Annotated in this window: 20 protein-coding genes; 12 read left to right on the top strand and 8 right to left on the bottom strand. The window is 73.2% G+C overall.

Going from position 1 to position 21,246, the window contains the following annotated elements:
* The first annotated feature begins 19 nt into the window (after positions 1 to 19).
* Complete coding sequence (locus ACIQOU_RS12375; RefSeq protein ID WP_401536373.1) at positions 20 to 2,161, top strand: beta-galactosidase; 2,142 nt, start codon at positions 20 to 22, stop codon at positions 2,159 to 2,161.
* A gap of 22 nt (positions 2,162 to 2,183) precedes the next feature.
* Here ACIQOU_RS12375 and ACIQOU_RS12370 read toward each other — a convergent pair whose 3' ends face one another.
* Positions 2,184 to 2,648, bottom strand: a complete 465-nt coding sequence (locus tag ACIQOU_RS12370) for a hypothetical protein (RefSeq protein ID WP_401536372.1) — start codon at positions 2,646 to 2,648, stop codon at positions 2,184 to 2,186.
* 117 nt (positions 2,649 to 2,765) lie between these two features.
* Positions 2,766 to 3,035, bottom strand: a complete 270-nt coding sequence (locus tag ACIQOU_RS12365) for a DUF3040 domain-containing protein (RefSeq protein ID WP_401536371.1) — start codon at positions 3,033 to 3,035, stop codon at positions 2,766 to 2,768.
* A 401-nt stretch (positions 3,036 to 3,436) separates the two neighbouring features.
* Between ACIQOU_RS12365 and ACIQOU_RS12360 the strand changes: the two genes are divergently transcribed.
* From ACIQOU_RS12360 to ACIQOU_RS12335, 6 genes are read left to right on the top strand one after another with little or no spacing between them, the layout of a single operon-like run.
* On the top strand, positions 3,437 to 4,843 hold the full coding sequence (locus tag ACIQOU_RS12360) for an ATP-binding protein (RefSeq protein WP_401536370.1): 1,407 nt from the start codon (positions 3,437 to 3,439) through the stop codon (positions 4,841 to 4,843).
* Positions 4,840 to 5,262 carry a roadblock/LC7 domain-containing protein gene (locus ACIQOU_RS12355; RefSeq protein WP_401536369.1) on the top strand — a complete coding sequence of 141 codons (423 nt, stop codon included), beginning with the start codon at positions 4,840 to 4,842 and terminating at the stop codon, positions 5,260 to 5,262. Before ACIQOU_RS12360 ends, ACIQOU_RS12355 begins: the two co-directional genes overlap by 4 nt.
* Positions 5,259 to 5,618 carry a DUF742 domain-containing protein gene (locus tag ACIQOU_RS12350; protein WP_401536368.1) on the top strand — a complete coding sequence of 120 codons (360 nt, stop codon included), beginning with the start codon at positions 5,259 to 5,261 and terminating at the stop codon, positions 5,616 to 5,618. Before ACIQOU_RS12355 ends, ACIQOU_RS12350 begins: the two co-directional genes overlap by 4 nt.
* The gene (locus tag ACIQOU_RS12345) at positions 5,593 to 6,198 is read left to right on the top strand and encodes a GTP-binding protein (protein WP_401536367.1); all 606 of its coding nucleotides are present in this window, start codon (positions 5,593 to 5,595) and stop codon (positions 6,196 to 6,198) included. Before ACIQOU_RS12350 ends, ACIQOU_RS12345 begins: the two co-directional genes overlap by 26 nt.
* Positions 6,195 to 7,433: a cytochrome P450 gene (locus ACIQOU_RS12340; RefSeq protein ID WP_401536366.1), complete on the top strand. Its 1,239-nt coding sequence runs from the start codon at positions 6,195 to 6,197 to the stop codon at positions 7,431 to 7,433. The genes ACIQOU_RS12345 and ACIQOU_RS12340 overlap by 4 nt, the downstream gene beginning before the upstream one ends.
* Entirely contained in the window at positions 7,430 to 8,659 is a 1,230-nt protein-coding gene (locus tag ACIQOU_RS12335) for a cytochrome P450 (RefSeq protein ID WP_401536365.1), read from the top strand. Before ACIQOU_RS12340 ends, ACIQOU_RS12335 begins: the two co-directional genes overlap by 4 nt.
* A gap of 118 nt (positions 8,660 to 8,777) precedes the next feature.
* On the opposite strand, the gene ACIQOU_RS12330 is transcribed toward ACIQOU_RS12335, so the two are convergent.
* A complete protein-coding gene (locus ACIQOU_RS12330; RefSeq protein WP_401536363.1) occupies positions 8,778 to 10,292 on the bottom strand; it encodes a helix-turn-helix domain-containing protein in 1,515 nt (504 codons plus the stop codon).
* Between the two features lie 170 nt (positions 10,293 to 10,462).
* Between ACIQOU_RS12330 and ACIQOU_RS12325 the strand changes: the two genes are divergently transcribed.
* The 5 genes from ACIQOU_RS12325 (at position 10,463) to ACIQOU_RS12305 (ending at position 16,088) form a co-directional block, all read left to right on the top strand.
* Positions 10,463 to 11,083: an L-threonylcarbamoyladenylate synthase gene (locus ACIQOU_RS12325; RefSeq protein ID WP_401536362.1), complete on the top strand. Its 621-nt coding sequence runs from the start codon at positions 10,463 to 10,465 to the stop codon at positions 11,081 to 11,083.
* Between the two features lie 126 nt (positions 11,084 to 11,209).
* Entirely contained in the window at positions 11,210 to 11,965 is a 756-nt protein-coding gene (locus tag ACIQOU_RS12320) for a dienelactone hydrolase family protein (RefSeq protein WP_401536360.1), read from the top strand.
* A 226-nt stretch (positions 11,966 to 12,191) separates the two neighbouring features.
* The gene (locus ACIQOU_RS12315; protein ID WP_401536358.1) at positions 12,192 to 13,391 is read left to right on the top strand and encodes a glycoside hydrolase family 64 protein; all 1,200 of its coding nucleotides are present in this window, start codon (positions 12,192 to 12,194) and stop codon (positions 13,389 to 13,391) included.
* Between the two features lie 93 nt (positions 13,392 to 13,484).
* The gene (locus tag ACIQOU_RS12310; RefSeq protein ID WP_401536356.1) at positions 13,485 to 14,987 is read left to right on the top strand and encodes a metallophosphoesterase family protein; all 1,503 of its coding nucleotides are present in this window, start codon (positions 13,485 to 13,487) and stop codon (positions 14,985 to 14,987) included.
* 81 nt (positions 14,988 to 15,068) lie between these two features.
* Positions 15,069 to 16,088, top strand: a complete 1,020-nt coding sequence (locus ACIQOU_RS12305) for an LLM class flavin-dependent oxidoreductase (RefSeq protein WP_401536354.1) — start codon at positions 15,069 to 15,071, stop codon at positions 16,086 to 16,088.
* 6 nt (positions 16,089 to 16,094) lie between these two features.
* Here ACIQOU_RS12305 and ACIQOU_RS12300 read toward each other — a convergent pair whose 3' ends face one another.
* From ACIQOU_RS12300 to ACIQOU_RS12280, 5 genes are all read right to left on the bottom strand, one after another.
* Entirely contained in the window at positions 16,095 to 17,054 is a 960-nt protein-coding gene (locus ACIQOU_RS12300) for a TauD/TfdA dioxygenase family protein (protein WP_401536353.1), read from the bottom strand.
* Positions 17,055 to 17,234: 180 nt separating this feature from the next.
* Complete coding sequence (locus ACIQOU_RS12295; protein WP_401536730.1) at positions 17,235 to 19,592, bottom strand: SpoIIE family protein phosphatase; 2,358 nt, start codon at positions 19,590 to 19,592, stop codon at positions 17,235 to 17,237.
* Positions 19,593 to 19,669: 77 nt separating this feature from the next.
* The gene (locus ACIQOU_RS12290; RefSeq protein ID WP_401536351.1) at positions 19,670 to 20,137 is read right to left on the bottom strand and encodes a peroxiredoxin; all 468 of its coding nucleotides are present in this window, start codon (positions 20,135 to 20,137) and stop codon (positions 19,670 to 19,672) included.
* The gene (locus tag ACIQOU_RS12285; protein ID WP_401536350.1) at positions 20,134 to 20,514 is read right to left on the bottom strand and encodes a hypothetical protein; all 381 of its coding nucleotides are present in this window, start codon (positions 20,512 to 20,514) and stop codon (positions 20,134 to 20,136) included. The genes ACIQOU_RS12290 and ACIQOU_RS12285 overlap by 4 nt, the downstream gene beginning before the upstream one ends.
* A gap of 65 nt (positions 20,515 to 20,579) precedes the next feature.
* Positions 20,580 to 21,110, bottom strand: coding sequence for a MarR family winged helix-turn-helix transcriptional regulator (locus ACIQOU_RS12280; RefSeq protein WP_401536349.1), 531 nt, complete (start codon positions 21,108 to 21,110; stop codon positions 20,580 to 20,582).
* Positions 21,111 to 21,246: the final 136 nt, after the last annotated feature.

Genomic DNA, 21,246 nt, shown 5'->3' with positions numbered 1-21,246 from the left:
CTGACGGAGGTTGTCTCTCATGGCGGTTCTGCCTGCCCGTGTCCTGTTCGGTGCCGCGTACTACCACGAGTACCAGCTCGGTGACCGGTCCGAGGAGCGGCTCAAGGCCGACCTCGATCTGATGGCGAAGGCCCGGTTCTCCGTCATCCGGGTCGGCGAGTCCGTCTGGTCGACCTGGGAGCCGGACAACGGACGGTTCGACCTCGACTGGCTCCAGCCGGTCCTGGACGGCGCCCACGAGCGGGGCATCTCGGTGATCCTCGGGACACCGACGTACGCCGTTCCGCCGTGGCTGGCCCGGCAGTACCCGGAGATCACCGGCGAGCGGCACACCGGTGAGCGGATCGGCTGGGGCGCCCGGCAGGAGGTCGACTTCACGCACCCGGCGTTCCGCTTCCACGCCGAGCGGGTGATCCGCCGGATCGTCGCCCGGTACGCGGACCATCCGGCGGTCATCGGCTTCCAGGTCGACAACGAACCCGGCCTCGAACTCCTGCACAACCAGGGCGTGTTCCAGCGGTTCGTGGACGACCTGCGGGACCGGTACGGCGATGTCGAGACCCTCAACGAGGAATGGGGGCTGGTCTATTGGTCGCACCGGCTGTCGACGTGGGCCGACCTGTGGACGCCGGACGGCAACGCGCAGCCGCAGTACGACGTGGCGTGGCGGGCGTTCCAGGCCCGGCAGGTGACGGAGTTCATCGGCTGGCAGGCCGACCTCGTCCGCGAGTACACGGCGCCGGGGCAGTTCGTCACCACGTGCATCTCCTACTCCCGTGCGGCGGTCGAGGACGACGAGCTGACCGACCGGCTCGATGTCACGGCCGGGAACCCGTACTACGGGATGCAGGACGCGCTGCTGCTGCCCGACCCGGCGCCGGAGGACCAGGAGCAGGGCTGGCAGTCCACCGGCACCTGGACGCTGTTCCAGACCGCCGACTGGATGTTCTCCTCGCGGCAGGAACCGTTCCTGGTCACGGAGACCAACGCCGGTGCGATCGGCACCCCGTGGGACAACCGGCCCGCCTATGACGGCCAGTGGCGGCAGGCCGCGTGGGCGCTGGTGTCACGCGGGGCCCGGATGGTGGAGTACTGGCACTGGCACACCCTGCGCTTCGGCGCCGAGACCTACTGGGGCGGGGTCCTGCCGCACACCGGGAAGCCCGGCCGCGTCTACGCCGAACTCGCCCGGCTGGGAGGCGAGTTCGAAAAGGCCGGGCCGCTGGTGGCCGGAGTGGAGCCGGATGCCGATGTGACGCTGGTGTACTCGACGCCGAGCAAGTGGCTGATGCAGACGTACCCGCCGCTTTCCCGCCCGGACGGCGCACCCGACCCGACCGCCTACCACCGCATCCTCGACCCGTTCCACCGGGGCGCGTTCGACGCCGGACGGCAAGTACGGCTCGTGCACGCACGGCAGTTGCACGACCCGCGCGGCGAACGGGAGGGCGTGACCCCCCGGGAGGCCGCGCACCGGCATCCGGTGCTGGTCGTCCCGGCGCTGTACCTGGCCGCCGACTCCACCCTCGACTGGTTCGCCGCGTACGCCGAGGCCGGCGGCCATCTGGTCCTCGGCCCCCGCACCGGGTACGCCGACGAGGAGGCCCGCGCCCGGGCCGAGCGCGCTCCCGGGCGGCTCACCGAGGCGGCGGGCGTCTGGTACGACGAGTTCAGCAACCTCACCCGGCCGGTGCCCGTGCGTGCCGTGCCGGGCGGCCGACTGGCCCTCCCCGAGGGGGCGATGGCGACGCACTGGGCGGACGGGCTGACGGTGACCGACGCCGAGCCGCTGGTCACCTACGACCACCCGCACTTCGGCCGCTGGCCCGCGATCACCACGCGACGCCACGGCGCGGGCAGGGTCACGCACGTCGGCACGGTCCCGGGGCGCGACCTCGCGCGGGCGCTCACCGAGTGGCTGGTTCCGGCCCCCGTGCACGGCTGGGGCGCGCTCCCGGAGTCGGTGACGGTGACGACCGGTACGGCTGCGGACGGGCGGCGCGTCCACGTCGTTCACAACTGGAGCTGGACACCGGCCGCTGTGCCGACCCCGGCGGATCTTTCGGACGTGCTCGACGACACCCCGCTCCCCCGGGGCTCGGTGCTCGACCTCGGTCCGTGGGACGTGCGGGTGCTGGTCGGTGAGACGGGGCGCTGGTAGGCGCGGGGCCGCAGGGGCGCGCTCAGCCGCCGGGGCGTGGGGTCAGCGGGCCGGGCGGCGGGAGGTCCGGCTCGGGCGGCTCGGGGAAGAGGGTCGGGGTGAGATGCCGGTACGCGGCGCGGGCGTTGACCACGCGGGCCACCAACGTGCCGACCAGCGTGGCGCCGAGGAGACAGGCCAGCCAGCGGGCGTCGCGCTGGGTCACCCAGGTGAGGGTGCCCGCGGGCGGTATGCCGAAGGCGTTGAGGACCAGCCAGCACAGCACCGCCGTTCCGGGCGCGGCGGCGAAGCTCGCGCACAGGCCCAGGACGATCGCGAACCCGGAGAGGGCCAGCAGGACGAGCGCCGGACGGCCGGGCCCGGCAAGGGAGTTGAGGACCGCGACCAGGATCGCGGCACCGGCGCACGCGCCGATCCAGATCAGCGGTGCGGCGAGCGGCTGGGGCACGGGTCTCGCCGCCATGCGCAGAGTGCTCCACTCGATCATGCCGGCCGGTCCTCCTTGTCCTGGCCCCGCACCCCGTGACGCCGCCTCAAGAGACGGTCGAGCGGGGCGACCAGCCTACGGGACCGGTCAAGACGGCCGACCGTCGCGTGCCGTCCCTCAGCGCCCCCCACGGGACCTGGTCGGGTCGAGCAACTGGGCGGCCACGCCCATGAAGACCAGGGCGGCCGCGATGAGCAGCCCGTGTTCGACCACGACCCCGGCCAGCAGGACGACGGTGCTGACGGCCAGCACCGACCAGGCACCGGACCTGCGGTACTCCCGGGGCCGGGCGGGGCGTCCGGAGGCGAGGGCGCGGGCGAAGCGGGGGTCGTCCTTCTTGATGCGGGAAGCGAGATCGGCCAGGCGTCCTGCGTCATAGCGGGGCACGGCTGCTCCTCTCCAGAGCGTGCGGTGCTTGAAGTCTTTCCCCGTGCGGCACACCACGACCATCCGGACCACCCCTCAAGTACGGGGGGGGTGCGGGGGCCGTGTCCGGATCACCATCGGTCACGGCACCCCTGTCCTCGCCCTGGCCGCGCCGCCCCTCCGGTCGTCCGGCGCGTCGCACGGAGCGACCTCAACTCGGGCCATCTATGCGGCATTTCGGATAGTCGAGGAAGAACCGATCAGCCAGCGGCAACATTCGGCGCGAAGACTTTCCCGACCGTGCGAGATCGATCGATGACGGTGTGTACTGTGCTGCGAGTGGCGCCTGGGGGACGCGACCGTCCCCGGCTGCTCCCCCGCCCCGCTCTCCCCTGCCCGCGACCCCTCTTGGAACCGATTCGATGATCGAACTACCGGAGTTGGCCGCCGGCGGTCTCGCCGTGGGCACGCTGTCCGCGTTCGCCCTGGGCGGCGGCCTGATCCGCTCCCGGCGTCAACTGGCCCGCCAGCGCGCGGAGTCGGCCGCCCTGCGGGACCGGCTGAACGGCGCCCTGGAGGGGTTCACGGCCGAGGTCGAGCACCTCGCGGCCGAGCGGGTCCCGGCCGCCGCACGGCAGTTGACGCACCCGCATGTCGTCGTCCCCGGCCCCACCCAGCCGCAGATCGGCGCGTCCCCGCTCGGCCTCGCCCTGGAGGACGTGCTCCAGGGGCTGCGCGCCGAGCTGGTCGCCCAGCGCACCCGCGTCGACGCGGCGGCGCAGGCCGGGATGCGCGGCGCCACCAGGGAGATCCAGGCCGCCCTGTACCGGCTCCAGGACGCCCTGCGCCGTCTCCAACAGGACTACGACGACCCCGAGTTGGCGCAGACCCTGTTCCGCCTCGACCACGAGAACGAGCAGTCGCTGCGGCGCGCGCAGGTCGCCGCCGTGGTGTGCGGGGCCTGGGTCGGTCTGGCCCGCGAGGAGTCGCACCTGGTGGACGCGGTGACCGGCGGTCAGGCGCGGCTCGCCGGGTACGACCGGGTGCGGGTCAACAACCATCTGGAGCCCGGCACCGGCCTGGTGTCGCACGCCGTCGAGCCGGTCGCCATCATCGTCGCCGAGCTGCTGGACAACGCGCTGCGCCACTCCGCGCCGGACACCGACGTCGTGGTCGACCTGGAGCATGTGCACCACGGGGTGTGCGTCACCGTGGACGACGCGGGACTCGGCATGACGCGGGAGGAACGGGCCCGCGCACAGCGGCTGGTGGCGGGCGGTGAGCCGATCCTGCTGACCGAGCTGGGCGATCCGCCCCGGATGGGGCTGGCCGCGATCGGGCAGCTGACCCGGCAGTTCGACCTCACCGTGGACGTGTCCTCGCCGTCCCCGTACGGCGGGGTCCGCGCGGTGCTGCGCGTCGACAGCCATCTCCTCAGCGCGATCGACCCCGCCGAACGGCCGCCCGCCGCCAGCGCCGCGCGCACCACCCGCCGCACCCCGCCCAAGGAACCGGCCGCGCCCGCGCCGGCCCCGACGCCCGCCCTCGACGCCGGCCCGGACCCGACTGCCGCCGCCGTCACGGCCGTTGGCCCGGTGGAGGCCGAACGGCCGCGTCCGGCGGGTGCGTTGCCGCAGCGGCGGCGGCGTTCCCGGGTCACCGTCGAGGGGGACCAGGAGACGCGGCGGGCGGTGCGGCGGCCGGAGGAGTCCGCGCTCGCGCTCGGCGCGTTGCAGTCAGGGACCGCGGCGGCCCGCGACGAGGCCGCCGACCAGAACTCCGAACGACCCGACAGACCAAGCGACTTCGAGGGGGGAGCGGCTCGATGACCAGCCGCGAGACGGGCGACACGGCATGGGTGCTCGATCCGATACTCCAGGTGCCGCACGTGGTGGCGGCCGTCCTGCTCACCCGGGACGGCCTGATCACCGGGTACACGGACGCCCTGGCGCGGCCCACGGCCGAGCGGGTGGCCGCGATCACCAGCACCGTGCAGGGCGCGGCCAGGACGGCGGCGGCGGCGTTCGCCGACCGGGAGGACGCCGAGATCCGGCAGGTGGTGATCGAGTCGGACCACGGCTATGTCCTCATCGTGCCGACGGACCACGGCACCTGTGTCGCCGCCTACGGCACCGGCGAGGTCCGGCTCGACCTGCTGGCGCACCGGGTGCACTCGCAGGTGGCGCGGCTGGGCGAGAAGGCGATGAGCGCGGCGCCCCGGACCACCGACGGCGGCGCACCGGCATGACCGGCCGCCGTGGCGGCCGTCCCCTGGTCCCCGCGTATCTGTCGACCGGCGGCGTCGCCGGGACCGGCCGCACCCGCCTGGACCGCCTGTCGGTCCTCACCGCCACCGGCGCCGACCCCCCGCCCGGACTGCCCGCCGCCCAACTCGCCCTCCTCGACGTCCTGGACGGCGGCTCGCTGACGGTGGTGGAGGCGGCGGCGCTGCTGCGGTTGCCGGTGTCGGCGCTGCGGGTGCTCGCCGCCGCCCTCCTCGACCGCGACCTGCTGCTGGCCCGCCCGCCGGTGCCGCCCGCCGAACGGTTCGACCCCGACCTCCTGAAGAGAGTCGCCGATGGCCTCCGCTCCCTCAAGCGCTAGCGACGTCCACCTGCCCGACACCGCACGGGAGTTGGTGAAGATCCTGGTCGCGGGGCCGTTCGGGGTGGGCAAGACGACGCTGATCGACTCGGTGTCCGAGATCCGGCCGCTGCACACCGAGGAACAGCTCACCGAGGCCTCCGCGGCCACCGACGACCTGGCCGGGGTGCGGGAGAAGACCACCACCACCGTGGCCATCGACTTCGGCCGGATCAGCCTGCCCGGCGGGATCGTGCTGTACCTGTTCGGCACCCCGGGGCAGGCCCGGTTCCGGCAGCTGTGGGACGACATCGCGTACGGGGCGCTGGGCGCGCTCGTGCTGGTCGACAGCCGCCGCATCGACGCCTCCTTCGACGTGCTCGGGCTGGTGGAGGAGACGGGGCTGCCGTACGCGGTCGCGGTCAACGCCTTCCCGGACGCGCCCCGGGATCACACGCCCGAGCAACTGCGGGCCGCCCTCGACCTGGAGCCGGTGACGCCGATGGTCGTGTGTGACGCGCGGGACGCGAACTCCTCCCTCGACGCGCTGCTCGCCCTGGTGCGGCGCCTCATCGACAGCCACCCCTCGGAGCACCGGTGACCAGCTATCCCCCCGCCCGGCAGGACTTCTCCCGTTCGGCGCCCGTCCGGCTCTGGGAGGACGGTTTCGCACGCGACCCGTACGGCCACTACGAGGCGCTGCGGGCCCAAGGTCCGGTCGGCTGGGCCGAGTTGGCGCCGGGTGTGCCCGCGTACGTCGTCACCGACCGGCGGGCCGCGCTCGATCTGCTCGGTGACGAGGAGTCGTTCTCGCACGATCCGCGGCCGTGGGAGTCGACGGTCGCCGACGACTCGCCGGTGCTCGGGATGATGCGCTGGCGGCCCAACTCGCTGTTCTCGGACGGCGCCGACCATCTGCGCTACCGCACCGCGCTGATCGACACCTTCGACCTGATCGAACCGCACGACCTGCGGGCCCGGGTGCACCGGGCGGTGCATGTGCTGGTGAGCCGGATCGGGCCGGGCGGCGAGGCCGACCTCGTGACCGACTTCGCCCGGCCGCTGATGGCGCTGGTCTTCAACAGCCTCTTCGGGCTCCCGGACAGCCAGAGCGGCCGACTGGACGCGGCCCTCGGCAAGATGATGGAGGGCGGGCCCCAAGCGGCCGAGGGCGAGGCGGAGTTCGGCGGATATGTGCTGGAGCTGATCGCGGCCAAGAGCGAGCGGCGCGGCGAGGACCTGCCGAGCCGCCTGCTCGACCACCCGGCCGCGCTGACCCCCGAGGAGGTCACCTGGCAGGTGTTCCTCACCCTCGGCGCGGGCCACGAACCCACCGCCAACCTGGTGTCCAACGCGCTGTCCCGCATCCTCGGCAACCCGCTGTACTACTCGACGCTCACCGACGGCGCCCGGCCGGTGATGGACGCCGTCGTCGAGGTGCTGCACCACGAGACGCCGCTCGCGAACTACGGCATCCACTACGCGCGGCGCCCGGTGACCTTCCACGGGGCGTGGATCAGGGCGGCCGTCCCGGTGGTGATCTCCTACGGGGCGCTGGGGCACTTCGCCGAGCGGGACGTCACCGGCGGCCGGCATCCCAAGGACGCCTCGCATCTGTCCTGGTCGGCGGGGCCGCACGCCTGTCCGGTCAAGCAGCACACGCTGCTCATCGCGACCGAGGCGATCGAACGGCTCACCCAGTGGCTGCCCGACCTGAGCCCCGTCCTGCCCCGTGAGCGTCTGGCGTGGCGGCCCGGCCCGTTCCACCGTTCGCTCACCGCGCTGCCCGTCCGTTTCACGCCCCGCTCCCCCGACCGGCCCGGAGGCCTCTCGTGACCGTCACCGACCGCATCGCCCTCGACCCGTTCGGCGCCGACATCGCCGCCGAGAGCGCCCGGTTACGCGCCCTGGGCCCGATCGTGCCCGTCGAACTGCCGGGCGCCATCCCCGCCTGGGCGCCCACCGGGTACGACACCCTCAAGGAGCTGATCCTCGATCCGCGGGTCAGCAAGGACCCGCGCCTGCACTGGCGGCTCTGGCCGGAGCTGGACGCCCATCCGTCCTGGGGCTGGATACTCGGCTGGGTCGGCGTGGTCAACATGCTCTCCACGTACGGTCACGACCACACCCGGCTGCGCAGGCTGGTCGCGCCGAGCTTCACCCACCGGCGCACCGAGGGCATGCGTCCCCGGGTCGAGGCCCTCACCGCCGAGCTGCTCGACGGGATGGCGGCGGCCGGTGCGGACGGCTCGGTGACCGACCTGCGCGCGCGGTTCGCGCATCCGCTGCCGATGCGGATGATCTGCGAACTGTTCGGTGTACCCGAGGAGTTGACCGAGGACACCGGTGGGCTGATCGCCGACATCATGGACACCTCCGACCCGAGCCCCGAGCGGGCGGCGGCCGTGCAGCGGCGGATCGGGTCGGTCCTGGGGGCGCTGATCGCGTACCGCACCGAGCACCCCGGGGACGATCTGACCACCGAGCTGATCCGGGTCCGGGACGAGGACGGCGACCGGCTCAGCGACGAGGAGCTGCTCTACACGCTGCTGCTGATGGTCGGCGCCGGGTTCGAGACGACCGTGAACCTGATCGGCAACGCGGCCACCGCGCTGCTCGCCGACCCCGACCAGCTGGCCAAGGTGCGGGCGGGCAAGGTCGGTTGGGACGCGGTCGTCGACGAGACACTGCGGGTGCACCCGTCGATCGCCTCGCTGCCGCTGCGGTTCGCGGTGCGCGACATCGAGGTCGGCGGGGTGACGATACCGGCGGGCGACGCCATCATCACGACGTACGCGGCGGCGGGCGTCGACCCGGCGCGCTACGGTCCGGACGCGGACGTCTTCGACGCGGCGCGCGGGGCGGAGGACCATCTGTCGTTCGGGATCGGGGTGCACCGGTGCATCGGCGCGCCGCTGGCCCGGATGGAGGCGCTGACCGCGCTCCCGGCCCTCTTCGACCGCTTCCCCGACCTGCGACTCGCCGTCGGTGTCGAGGAGTTGCGTCAGGTCCCGTCGTTCATCGCGTCGGGCTGGCAGGAGATCCCGGTACGGCTCGGCTGAGGGCCGCGGGGGACCGACCGTACCCCCGTATCGGTCGTGCCCCCGCGGTGCCTCGAACCTACGGGGGCCGCCCGGTCGCCGGGTATCGCGCCGGTGCCCGCTGTCGGGCCCCGAGGGCTCACCCGTGCACAGGTGCGTCCGGCCGGTCCGGGTTTGTCCGGCCGAGCGCGGGCGGCCGGAGGTCACCGACGGCGAGCAGGGCGAGGACGACCTCGTACAGGTCGCCGCCGGCGGCGAGGAGCTGGCGTTCCAGGACGGGTTCGGCGCTGCGGACGTGGTCGCGGACGGTCTGCGGGTGCATGCCGAGGGCGTGCGCGGCCCGTTCGGCGTTGCCGCCCTCCGCGATCCAGACGCGCAGGGTGCGGCGCAGGTCGCGGGCGTCCGTGTCGAGCCGGGCGAGCAGACCGTGCGCCCAGGCCCGCAGGGCGAGCCCGGTCAGCAGCTCGTCGAACGGGACCGGTGCGGGGTCGGCCGCGCCCGAACCGCCGTGTGCTGCCTGCGCGTTGAGGGCGAGGTGGAGGACGGCTCGGTCGGTGAGGTCGGACAGGTCGGCGCCCAGCAGGCTCTCCAGGCGTTCCCTGCGGGCCCGGACGGTGTTGCGGCTGACGCCCATGATCTTGGCGGCGCTCACGGCCGGGAACTCCAGGCCCAGCCGGGTCGTCGCGAGCAGCTCGGCGCGGGTGTGGTGGGCCAGCGCGTCGAGGGGGCGCAGCAGCCGGACGGACCAGCGGTGCAGGGCGGCCGGGTCCAACAGGCGCTCGGGGTGGGTGCGTTCGGCGTAGACGGCGTGCTGGTCCGGGCGGAACCGGGCGACCGCGAGGGCGCTGACGGCCTGCCCGTAGGCGGTGGCGGTGTGCGCGAGGGCCTGCGGGGTGCTGCCGCCGAGGAAGGTGCCGGGCCGCCGCACGGTCACCGACCGCAGGTCATCGCCCGCCGCGTCGCGCGGGGCGACGACGATGACGTGCTGGTCGACGGCCGGGCAGCGCACCACCAGGGCCCGGCCCCGGGTGGCGTCGAGGCACTCCTCGGCGATCCGGTCCCGCTCCCCGGGGCAGGTCTCCAGGACGTAGACGCGGGCGGTGTCGGTGTCGAGCAGGCCTGGCCACAGTCCGGCGGCGACCCGGCGCGCGGAGACCGTGTCCTCGACCATCAGGAGTTGCAGGATCGCGAGCCGCAGGTCGGCGCTGGCGCGGGCGAGCCGCAGGTCGGCGCTGGCCCGCTCGCGGGCGGTCAGCAGGAGTTCCAGCACCCGCACGGTGTGCGTGACGATGTCGGCGGTGCGCCGGTCGAAGGGGTCCTCGCGGGTGACGGTGAGGACTCCGGACGCGCCGGGCCGTGGGTGTCCGACCCGCACGAGCCGTTGGTGATGTCCCGGTTCGTCCCGGGACGCGGCGGCGATCCGGCCGGTGACGATGTCCCCGGCCAGCCGTTCGTCCCACGGGGCGGGCGCTCCCGCGAGGAGGGCGCCGGTGTCGTCGAGGAGACCCGCCGTGCCGTCCACGGTGCGGGCGAGCCAGGCCGTGACCTTCCCCAGGTCGGGGTCGCCCGGCCGCAGCAGGTCGAGCAGTTCGCGTTCCCAGACCTCGCCGCCGGCCCCCGCCGTACCCCGGCTGCCGTCCTGTCGGCCGGCCATGTCGGCCCCCACCTCTCGTCTCTCCGTCCCCCGCCGTCGGCGTCCGGTCGGGGACGTTACCCCACCCAGCCCCTCTCGGGGCCGGGGCGTCGGCCGGGCCAGGGGGTCACGCGCCGCCGCGCGGGTCGGCCCGCGCGGCGGCGGTCCGTGCGACGCAATAGGCTCGGTGGATGGCCAAGTACTTCGACGTCCACCCCGACAACCCCCAGCCGCGCACCATCAGCCAGGTCGCGGACCTGATCCGCGCGGACGCGCTGATCGCGTACCCGACCGACTCCTGTTACGCGCTGGGCTGCCGGCTGGGCAGCCGTGAGGGCATCAACCGGATTCGGTCGATCCGGCGCCTCGACGACCGGCACCACTTCACGCTGGTGTGCCAGGAATTCGCCCAGCTGGGCCAGTTCGTGCAGATCGACAACGACGTGTTCCGGGCGATCAAGGCGTCCACGCCGGGCAGCTACACGTTCATCCTGCCCGCGACCCGTGAGGTGCCGCGGATGCTCCAGCACCCGAAGAAGAAGACGGTCGGCGTGCGCATCCCGGACCATGTCGTCACCCACGCCCTGCTCACCGAGCTGGGTGAGCCGCTGCTGTCCAGCACGCTGCTGCTGCCGGACGAGGAGGAGCCGATGACGCAGGGCTGGGAGATCAAGGACCAGCTCGATCACGTGCTGGACGCGGTCGTCGACTCCGGGGAGTGCGGCACCGAGCCGACCACGGTGATCGACTTCTCGGGCGGCGACGTGGAGATCGTGCGGTACGGGGCGGGGGACGCGACCCGGTTCGAGTGATCCCGCGGGGGCGGTCCCGGGGGTGCCCCCGGCGCGATGGATGGCCCGTGCAACGATGACGGCGGTCCGGCACCCCCGGGCCGGCGACTCGCTCGCCGTCGACCGCGCTGAGAGGCACGCCCCTTCATGACCTCCGTACAGGGAACAGCCGTTGACATCACCACCGCGGACGGCGTCGCCGACGCGTATCTGGCCCACCCCGACGACGGGCTCCCGCACCCCGGGGTCGTGCTCTACCAGGACGCGTTCGGTCTGCGCCCGCATCTGAAGTCGATGGCCGACCGGCTCGCCGCCGCCGGTTACACGGTCCTGGTGCCGAACGTCTTCTACCGGTACGGCCGCGCCCCGCTCTTCGGTCTGCCGGAGTTCATCGACCCGGAGGCCCGCCCGGAGATCTTCGAGGAGATCTTCCCGGTGATGCGGGCGCTCACCACCGAACTGTTCCTGCGCGACGCGGGCTTCTACCTCCAGTGGCTGGACGACTCGCCGCTGGTCCAGGAGGGCCCGGTCGCGCTCACCGGCTACTGCCTGGGCGCCCGCCTCGCGCTGCTGACGGCGGGCGGCTTCCCGGAGCGGATCGCGGCGGCGGCCGGTTTCCACGGCGGGCGGCTGGCGACGGACGCGCCGGACAGCCCCCACCTGGTCGCCGGGAACGTCACCGCGGAGCTGTACTTCGGCCACGCCGACGAGGACGCGTCGATGCCGCCGGAGCAGCAGCGGCTCCTGGAGGAGACCCTCACCGCGGCCGGTGTCCGGCACCGGTGCGAGGTCTACCCGGGCGCCCGGCACGGTTACACGCAGGCCGACACGGCCGCCTACGACGAGGCGGGCACGGAACGGCACTGGGCGGCGCTGCTCGACCTCCTGGACCGCACCTTCTGAACCGCACCGTCCGCACCTCGCCCTCCCCGGAGGCGAACGGCTGCTGCGGCGGACCGGCGAGGGCGCCCCCGGGTTCGATCCCGGTGGGCGCCTTTTCCGTTCGTGCACGTTCCGCTTGTTGACATGCTCGCGCCCCGATGCGACGTTGAGAGCGCTCTCAGAGCAGGTCCGGACCAACTCCCGGGCCCATCCCCTCGGGTGATCCCCCCACACACGGAGGTGGAGCGTGCGACGCACACTCACGCACCGGCTGCTGGCCCCGGCGGCGACAGCCGCCCTGCTCGGCGCGGCCGCCGTCGTCCAGGCACCCACGCCCGCGCAGGCGGCGGTGCCGACGACGATCCCGTTCCAGGTGACCAACAACTCCGGCCGCGGTGAGCCGGTGTACGTCTACACCATCGGCACCCTGCTCTCGACGGGACAGCAGGGCTGGGCGGACGCGAACGGCACCTTCCACGCGTGGCCGGCCGGCGGCAACCCGCCCACCCACGCGCCGGACGCGTCGATCGCCGGGCCCGCAAGCGGGCAGTCGAAGACGATCCAACTCCCCAAGTTCTCGGGGCGGGTGTACTTCTCCTACGGGCAGAAGCTGGTGTTCAAACTGACGACCGGCGGACTGGTGCAGCCGGCCGTGCAGAACCCGACCGACCCGAACCACGACATCCTCTTCAACTGGTCCGAGTACACCCTCAACGACGCCGGTCTGTGGCTCAACAGCACGCAGGTCGACATGTTCTCGGCGCCGTACGCGGTGGGCGTGCGGCGGGCCGACGGCTCCACGCTCACCACCGGGCACCTCAAGGCGGGCGGCTACAACGGCGTCCTCGACGACCTGCGCGGCCGGGCGGGCGGCTGGGCCGGGCTGGTGCAGACCCGCTCCGACGGCACGGTGCTGCGGGCGCTGGCGCCGGGGCACGGGCTGGAGAACGGGGCGCTGCCCGGGTCCGTGATGGACGACTACATCAACCGCGTCTGGCAGAAGTACACGTCGACGAACCTGACCGTGACGCCGTTCGCCGATCAGCCCAACACCACGTATGTCGGCCGGGTCTCGGGCAACGTCATGAACTTCACCAACGGCTCGGGCGCTGTCGTCACCAGCTTCCAGAAGCCGGACGCGGACAGCGTGTTCGGCTGCCACAAGCTGCTCGACGCGCCCAACGACCAGGTGCGCGGCCCGATTTCGCGCACCCTGTGCGCCGGGTTCAACCGCACGACGCTGCTCACCAACCCCAACCAGCCGGACACCTCGGCGTCCGGCTTCTACCAGGACGCGGTGACCAACCAGTACGCCCGCGCGATCCACGACCGGATGGCGGACGGCAAGGCGTACGCGTTCGCCTTCGACGACGTCGGCAACCACGAGTCGCTGGTCAACGACGGCAATCCGCAGCAGGCGTTCCTCACCCTCGACCCGTTCAACTGACCCGCCACGGCCGCGTCCCGCGCGACGCGGGGTGCGGCCGTCGCGCGGACGCCCGCTGTCCGGTGGCCAGTTGGGCGTTGTTACGGTGCTCCGGTGTCTGATTCCTCACGCAATTCCGCCGCCGGCGCCGGCTGGGGCGCCGCCGAACCGGGCGAGTACAAAAGGCTGTTGCCGCCCCGGGTCCAGAAGATCTCGTGGCTGGACCCGCGCACCCTGTGGGCCGCCCGCAACGGCGTCCTCGCCTCCTGGTTCGGTGACCCCACCGGGCGCACCCGGAGCCGCTGGGTGGCGCAGCGGGAGGCCGCCGGGGCGCCCGCCGACAAGGTGATCCGGCGCGAGGAGACGGACCGCTTCTCGTTCATGGTGATCGGCGACACCGGCGAGGGCGACGAACCCCAGTACGCCGTCGTGCCGGGCTTTCTGAAGGTCAGTCAGGAAACGGACTTCGCCGTCGTCGCCAGCGATGTCATCTACCCGGTGGGCGGCGCCGACGACTACGACAGCAAGTTCTTCCGCCCCTACCAGGACTACCGGGCGCCGCTGTACGCGATACCGGGCAACCACGACTGGTACGAGGATCTCGGCGCGTTCATGCGGGTCTTCTGCGACGACGCCCCGCCGCTCGCCCCCGAGCCCGCCCCGCGCCCGCTGACCCGTGCCTGGCTGCGCTCCCTGCTGTGGCACAGGCCCCGCCCCGGCGACGGCCAACGCCTCGACCAGGCACGGGAGTTGCGGTCCGACGCGGCGCAGCGCAGCGTGCAGCCGGGCCCCTACTGGGCGATCGACGCAGGACCGATCCGGATCGTCGGCATCGACACCGGTCTCCTCGGCACCCTCGACGCCGAACAGGGCGCCTGGCTGCGGGAGGTGTCCAAGGACCCCCGCCCGAAGATCCTGATCACCGGCTCCCCGCTCTACGTCGACGGCGAGCACCACCCCTGCCCGATCGACGGCGGCGGCAGCGTCGACGACGTCGTCCGCGACCCGGCGCACCGCTATGTCGCGGCGATCGGCGGCGACATCCACAACTACCAGCGCTATCCGGTCGACGTGGACGGGCGCACCGTGCAGTACATCGTCTCCGGGGGCGGCGGCGCGTTCATGCACGCCACCCACACCATCCCGCGTGTCGACATCGGCGGCGTCACCGAGCGGGACTTCCGCTGCTATCCGCTGCGCGGCGACTCCCTCGCGTTCTACGGGCGGCTGTACGGGCGCCGGCTGCGGATGCGCCGTTTCTTCACGCTGACCGAGGAGGAGGGTCTGGCCGTCGTCGCCGAGCGGCTCGGCATCACGCCGGTGCGGTCCCCGGGCGGCCCGGTACGGGTGACCCGGCGGATGCGGCTGGTGGCGAGCCTGCTCGGCGCCGGTGGCCGACCGGAGCGGACCTCCCGGTTCCGGCTCCCGGTGCGGAAGATCTACACACAGCTGTTCTCGCCGAGTTCGGTGACGTACAGCCCGCCGTTCTTCAAGTGCTTCCTGCGCGTGGACGTCACCCCGGAGGCGATCCGGCTGCGCTGCCACGCGGCCACCGGCAACCGCGCCCAGGAGATCGATCCGCCCATCGAGGACGAGATCACCATTCCCCTGATCTGACCTGCCAGGCCACCGCCCTGCTGCGACAATCACACCGGAACTGGCGTACGGCCCCGGCGGGCCGAGGACGATGGAGAAGCCGTGCCGCTCACCTCACGACCGTTGCGCAAGCTGGGATTCCTCACCATGGGGCTGTTCGACGAGGACGACCCGGGGCAGGGCCATGAATCCACCCTGGAGATCATCGAGTTGGGCGAGCGGCTCGGCTTCGACAGCGCGTGGCTGCGGCACCGGCATCTCCAGTACGGCATCTCCTCGCCGGTCGCCGTGATGGCGGCGGCCTCCCAGCGCACCCGGCGGATCGAGCTGGGCACCGCGGTCATCCCGCTCGGCTGGGAGAACCCGCTGCGCCTTGCGGAGGATCTGGCCACGGTCGACGTGCTGTCCGGCGGGCGGATCAACCCGGGCGTCAGCGTGGGCCCGCCGATGAACTATCCGCAGGTCAAGGAGGCGCTGTACCCGGACACCGGGGACGTCGAGGACTTCGGGTACGAGCGGGTGCGGCGCCTGCTCGACCTGGTGCGGGGCGAGCGGGCCACCGACGTCAGCGGCGTCAAGGGGTTCGAGGTGTTCTCCGACCGGGTCCAGCCGCACTCCCCGGGACTGGGCCGACGCATGTGGTACGGCGGCGCCAGCCTCAGTTCGGCCCGCTGGGCCGGGGAGCACGGCATGAACTTCCTGACCAGCAGCGTCGTCAAGGCCGAGGGCGCCGAGAGGCCCGACTTCGCGGAGATCCAGCTGTCCCACATCCGCGCCTTCAGGGAACGGCACCCGGACGGCGAGGCCGCCCGCGTCTCCCAGGGCCTGGTGGTCATCCCGACCGACTCCGCCTCGCCCGGGCAGCGCGCGCGGTACGAGGCGTACGCCGCCGCGCGGCTGCCCCGCACGACCTCCCCGCAGGGTCCGGCGGGGCTGCTGTTCGCGCCGGACCTGGTCGGCACGTCGCAGGAGATCGCCGAACGGCTGTCCGCGCACGCCGGGTTCCGTGAGGTGGACGAGGTGGCGTTCGCGCTGCCGTTCACCTTCGAGCACGACGACTACGTCCAGATCCTCACCGACATGGCCGAGCGTCTCGGCCCCGCGCTGGGCCGACGGCCCTGACTCCGCTCACCAGCGTCCGGGTGCGGTCCCGGTGACCGGCTCGGAGGGGGTGCCGTCGACGCCGACGGGGATGTCGCCGGTGAGCATCACCCGGTGCATGGTGCGGGGGAAGCCGAGGTGGGCGTTGTCGCTCGGGGCGAGGTGGATGGTGGCCCGGTTGTCCCAGAAGGCGACGCTGCCGGGCTCCCAGCGGAAGCGGACGGTGTACTCGGGGCGGGTCGCCTCGTCGAGGAGCAGGTCGAGGATCGCGGCGCTCTCCGGGCGGGAGAGGCCGCGGATCTGCTCCAGGTAATAGCCGTTGACGCTGAGAATCCGCTCACCGGTCTCGGGGTGCACCCGCACCAGTGGGTGCACGGAGGCGACCTGGTGGTCGAGGAGATGCCGCAGATAGGCGTCGTCGCCCGGCCGGGGCTGGTAGCCGACGCCGAGCCGGTGCTCGGCCCGCAGTCCGTCGGCGAACTCCCGTACCGGCGCGGAGAGTCCGGCGTACGCGGCGGCCAGGTTGGACCAGGTGGTGTCGCCGCCGTAGGCGGGTACGGTCTCGGCGCGCAGGATCGTCGCGGCGGGCGGGTCGACGCGGGCGCCGTGGTCGCAGTGCCAGCCGCGCCGCAGGGTGTGGCGGCGGCGGGCGAGCCATTCGTCGTGCTCCATGCCGAACCGGCCGCCCAGCTCCAGGCGGTCGGCGGTGGTCTCCACCTCGGGGAACTCCGCGGGCGAGGCGCTCCCCCGCCGGCCGAGCACCACCGGCTCACCGAACCTGCGGGCGAACGCGACATGTCCGGCGTGGTCGAGCCGTTGGCCGCGGAAGAACACCACCTTCCAGCGCAGCACCGCCGCCCGGATCGCGGCGACCGTCGCGCCATCGAGGTCCCCGGCGAGATCGACGCCCGTGATCTCGGCCCCGATGTGCCCGGCGACCGGCCGTACCTCGATGCCGGTCTCCGCCGTCTGCCGTTTGGTCGTCATACCCGCTCCGTCGGTCGTCCTGGGGTCGCCGGGTGTCCGGCTTCCCGGCTGCGGGGAGATCGTGTCAGCATTCCCGGCGCGCAGTCGAGGCCGTGGGTGCGGGCACCTGGCCGCTGGACGACACGGAGGCGGGACGCGCCGTCCGCACCGCCCGAGACGCACGAGGAGTTCCGAACGGGCCTACGACATCCGGCAGTCGGGGGGCAGTGGCTGTTCGCACCAGATGGTCTTGCCGCTGCCGGTCTGCCTGCTCCCCCAGCGTTCGGTGAGCTGGGCGACCAGCAGCAGTCCGCGCCCGCCCTCGTCGAAGGCGTGCGCGCGCCGCAGGTGCGGTGAGGTCGAACTCCCGTCGGAGACCTCGCAGATGAGCGTGCGGTCGCGGATCAGCCGGAGTTGGACCGGTGAGGCGCCGTAGCGGATGGCGTTGGTGACCAGTTCGCTGACGACGAGTTCGGTGACGAAGGCGGCCTCCTCCAGGCCCCAGGCGGTGAGTTGCTCGGTCGCGGCCTGCCGGGCGGCGGCCACGTGGGCGGGGTCGGCCTCGATGTCCCAGGTGGCGATCCGGTCGGCGCCGAGCGCCCGGGTGCGGGCCACCAGCAGGGCGACGTCGTCGCCGGGCTCCTCCGGCAGGACGGCCTTCAGCACGGTGTCGCAGAGGGTTTCCAGGCTGTCGGCGGGCGCGGTGAGGGCGCGGCGGAGTTCGTCGGTGGCGTCGTCGACGTCCCGTTCCCGGCTCTCGGTCAGGCCGTCCGTGTAGAGGGCGACGACGGAGCCCTCGGGCAGCTCCACCTCGGTCGCCTCGAAGGGCAGCCCGCCGACGCCGAGCGGTGGGCCCGCCGTCATCTCGACCACCTCGGAGGTGCCGTCGGGCCGCACCACGACGGGCGCCGGGTGGCCGGCGGAGGCCAGGGCGAGGCGGCGGGTGACCGGGTCGTAGACGGCGTAGAGGCAGGTGGCGCCGAGTTCGGCGACCTCGGCGACGGCCTCCTCCCCGGAGGCCAGGTGGGCGACCAGGTCGTCGAGGTGGGTGAGGAGTTCGTCCGGCGGCAGGTCGACGTCGGCGAGGGTGCGCACGGCGGTGCAGAGGCGGCCCATGGTCGCCGAGGAGGCGATGCCGTGGCCGACGACGTCGCCGACGACCAGGGCGACCCGGCTGCCGGAGAGCGGGATCACGTCGAACCAGTCGCCGCCGATGCCGGCCAGGGAACCGGAGGGGAGGTAGCGGTGGGCGACCTCGACGGCGGCCTGTCCGGTCAGGCCCCGGGGCAGCAGGCTGTTCTGGAGGGCCAGCGCGGTGGAGCGTTCGCGGGCGAAGCGGCGGGCGTTGTCGATGCAGACGGCGGCGCGGCTGGCGAGTTCCTCGGCGAGGACGGCGTCGTCGGCCGCGTAGTCGTCCGGGTGCGCTATCCGGATGAGGACGGCGACGCCGAGTGTGGTGCCGCGGGCCCGCAGCGGAACGGCGAGCAGGGAGTGGACGCCCCTGCGCTGCGGGGCGCCTTCGGGGGCGCGGGCGTTGCGTTCGGCGACCCAGCGCATGAAGTCGGGTTCGCCGGCCTGGCTGACCACCGCCCGGCCCCGCCGCAGGGCCTGCGCGGGCGGCGAGAACTGAGGGTAGAGGTCGGTCTCGCCGAGGTGCACGGCCTTCTCGGGGGTGCCGGGGGTGGCGGAGCCGTGGGCGACCCGGCGCAGGGCGATCTCTCCGTCGGTGAGCGGGGGCCGTTCGTCGGGGCCGAGGACCCATTCGAACAGGTCGACGCTGGCGAAGTCGGCGTACCGGGGCACCAGCAGCTCGATGAGTTCCTCGGCGGTGCGGACCACGTCGAGGGTGGTGCCGATGGAGGCGGCGGCTTCGTTGAGGAGGGCGAGGCGTTCGCGGGCCCAGTACTGCTCGCTGCTGTCGAAGGCGGCGAGGGCGACGCCGACCAGGTCGCCGGCCGGGTCGCGCACCGGCCACATCTCGATGTTCCAGGCGTGTTCGCGGTTGCCGGAGGGTTCGCCGGTGAAGCTCTCGTAGTGGACGGGCCGGCCGGTCTCGGTGACCTCACGGAGGTGCTCCAGGAAGCCCTGGCTGTGTTCGGCGTCCTCGACCGTCTCGGGAAAGGGGCGGCCGCGCAGGGTGTCCTCGGGGACGCCCATGACCTGGCAGGCGACGTCGTTGAGGCGCAGGTAGCGCTGGCGGGTGTCGAACACGGAGAACGACATCGAGGCCTGCTGGAAGGCCTGTCCGGCGAGGGTCGGCTCGGCTCCGGTGGTGGCGTCGGCGGTGACCGCGTACCCGGTGACCGTGCCGGCCGCGTCCAGGAGGGGGCAGGCCCGCACCGGGAGCGCCACCGGGGAGCCGTCGCGGTGGCGCAGGACGACGGTGCCGGCGAGCGCGGTCAGCGCGCCGGGCGGCAGCGGTTCGGCGAGCAGGTCGCGGGCCGGTCTGCCGACGGCTTCCGCGGCGGGGCGGCCGGTCAGCCGCCGGGCGCCCTCGCTCCACCCGGTCACCGTGCCGTGGGTGTCGACAACCGCCGCAGCAGCGGACGCGTGCTCCATGGTCCTCAGCATGATTCCTCCGGCCCACCGCTACAACCCGGACGGAGCACCGGTTTCCGTCTCCGTCCAGGTGATCGTCAGATTACCTGGGCGCGCAGGGTGGCGAGTGCACGGTCGGCGTGCGCGTTCATCCGCAACTCGCTGCGCACGATCTCCAGGACGGTGCGGTCCTGGGCGATGACGAAGGTGACCCGCTTGGTGGGCGCCAGGCTGAACCCGCGTTTGACGCCGAACCGCGCGCGGACCGCGCCGTCGGCGTCGGAGAGCAGCGGCATGCCGAGCGCGTGGGTGCCGGAGAACTCCTGCTGCCGTTCGACGGTGTCGCCGCTGACGCCGACCGGGCGGGCGCCGACGGCCGCGAACTCGGCGGCCAGGTCACGGAAGTGGCAGGCCTCCGAGGTGCAGCCGGGGGTGAGCGCGGCGGGGTAGAAGAACAGCACGACCGGTCCGTCGGCGAGCAGTTCGGTCAGGCTGCGCGGGGTGCCGGTCTCGTCCGGCAGGGAGAAGTCCCAGGCGGTGTCGCCGACGTCCAGGGATGCGGTCATGACGGTGTCTCTCCGTTCCGGGCGACCTTGCGGGCCCACAGGACGAGCGGCAGTTGCAACGGCAGCCGGGCGAACGCGGCGGTCTTCTGCGGCGCCGGTCGGTCGCGGTGGTCGAGGGCCATCTTGACGTTGGCGGGGAAGACGCCGACGAAGAAGGCGGCGGTGGCCAGCGCCGCCTTCCTGCGGGTGCGGGGCGCCGCGACACCGGCGGCGAGCGCGAGTTCGGCGACGCCGCTGGCGTACGTCCAGGTCCTGGCCCGGCCCGGCAGCGCGCGCGGGACGATCGCGTCGAACAGCGCGGGGCGGACGAAGTGGGCGACGCCTGCGGTGGCCAGCAGGCCTGCGAGCAGCAGGGGTGAGCGATCGGACCGTGACACGGTTTCTCCTCTGACGTTCCGTCGCGCGATGTTACCCCTGGGTAAATGCGGGTGAGAGGCCGGGGTCACGCGCTTCCGGTTCCGCTGCGCACGCCCGGCTCGGCCGCCTCCCCGTCGATACCGGCGGCGAGGAAGTCGTCGACCATGCGGTGGAAGAGGGTGGCGAGTTGACGCAGCTCCTCGGGCCGCCAGTCGGCCAGGGCCAGCTGCATGCCGCGGGCGCCGGCGTCCCGGACCCGGTCGATGGCCTGCCGTCCGGCGTCGGTGAGCTGGATGCGCTGGGCGCGGCGGTCGTCGGGGTCGGGTACCCGGGTGACGTAGCCGGTCTTCTGGAGCTGCTGGACGGTGCGGGTGACGTGCGAGGCCTCGACCCCGAGCCGGTTGGCCAGCTCCCCGGGGCGCAGCGGGTCCGAGTCGGCGACCTGGCGCAGCAGGGCCACGGCGGCCCGGTCCAGGGGGACCCCGGCCAGCGCCATCAGTCGTTCGTGCTGGCGGGCACGGGTGCTCAGGTAGGTGATGCGGGTGAGGGCGCGTTCGATCTCGCCGACCTCGGCGGAGGGCTGCGCGGGAATCTCGGGGAGCGATGGGGTGGCCATGCGTTCCACTTTACCATATTGTTGCGTAACGCAAGTAAAATACGCCGCATGCGGAACGACAGTACTGCGGCAGGCGCACATCCTGGGACGGGCCCGCCTCGATCCCGGCCCGCCGGGTACGCGGATGCGACGGCGG

The sequence above is a fragment of the Streptomyces sp. NPDC091279 genome (assembly GCF_044757465.1).
GTDB lineage: Bacteria > Actinomycetota > Actinomycetes > Streptomycetales > Streptomycetaceae > Streptomyces.
The sequence above is the reverse complement of the archived record's forward strand: the minus strand, read 5'-3'. Positions and strand labels throughout refer to the sequence as shown.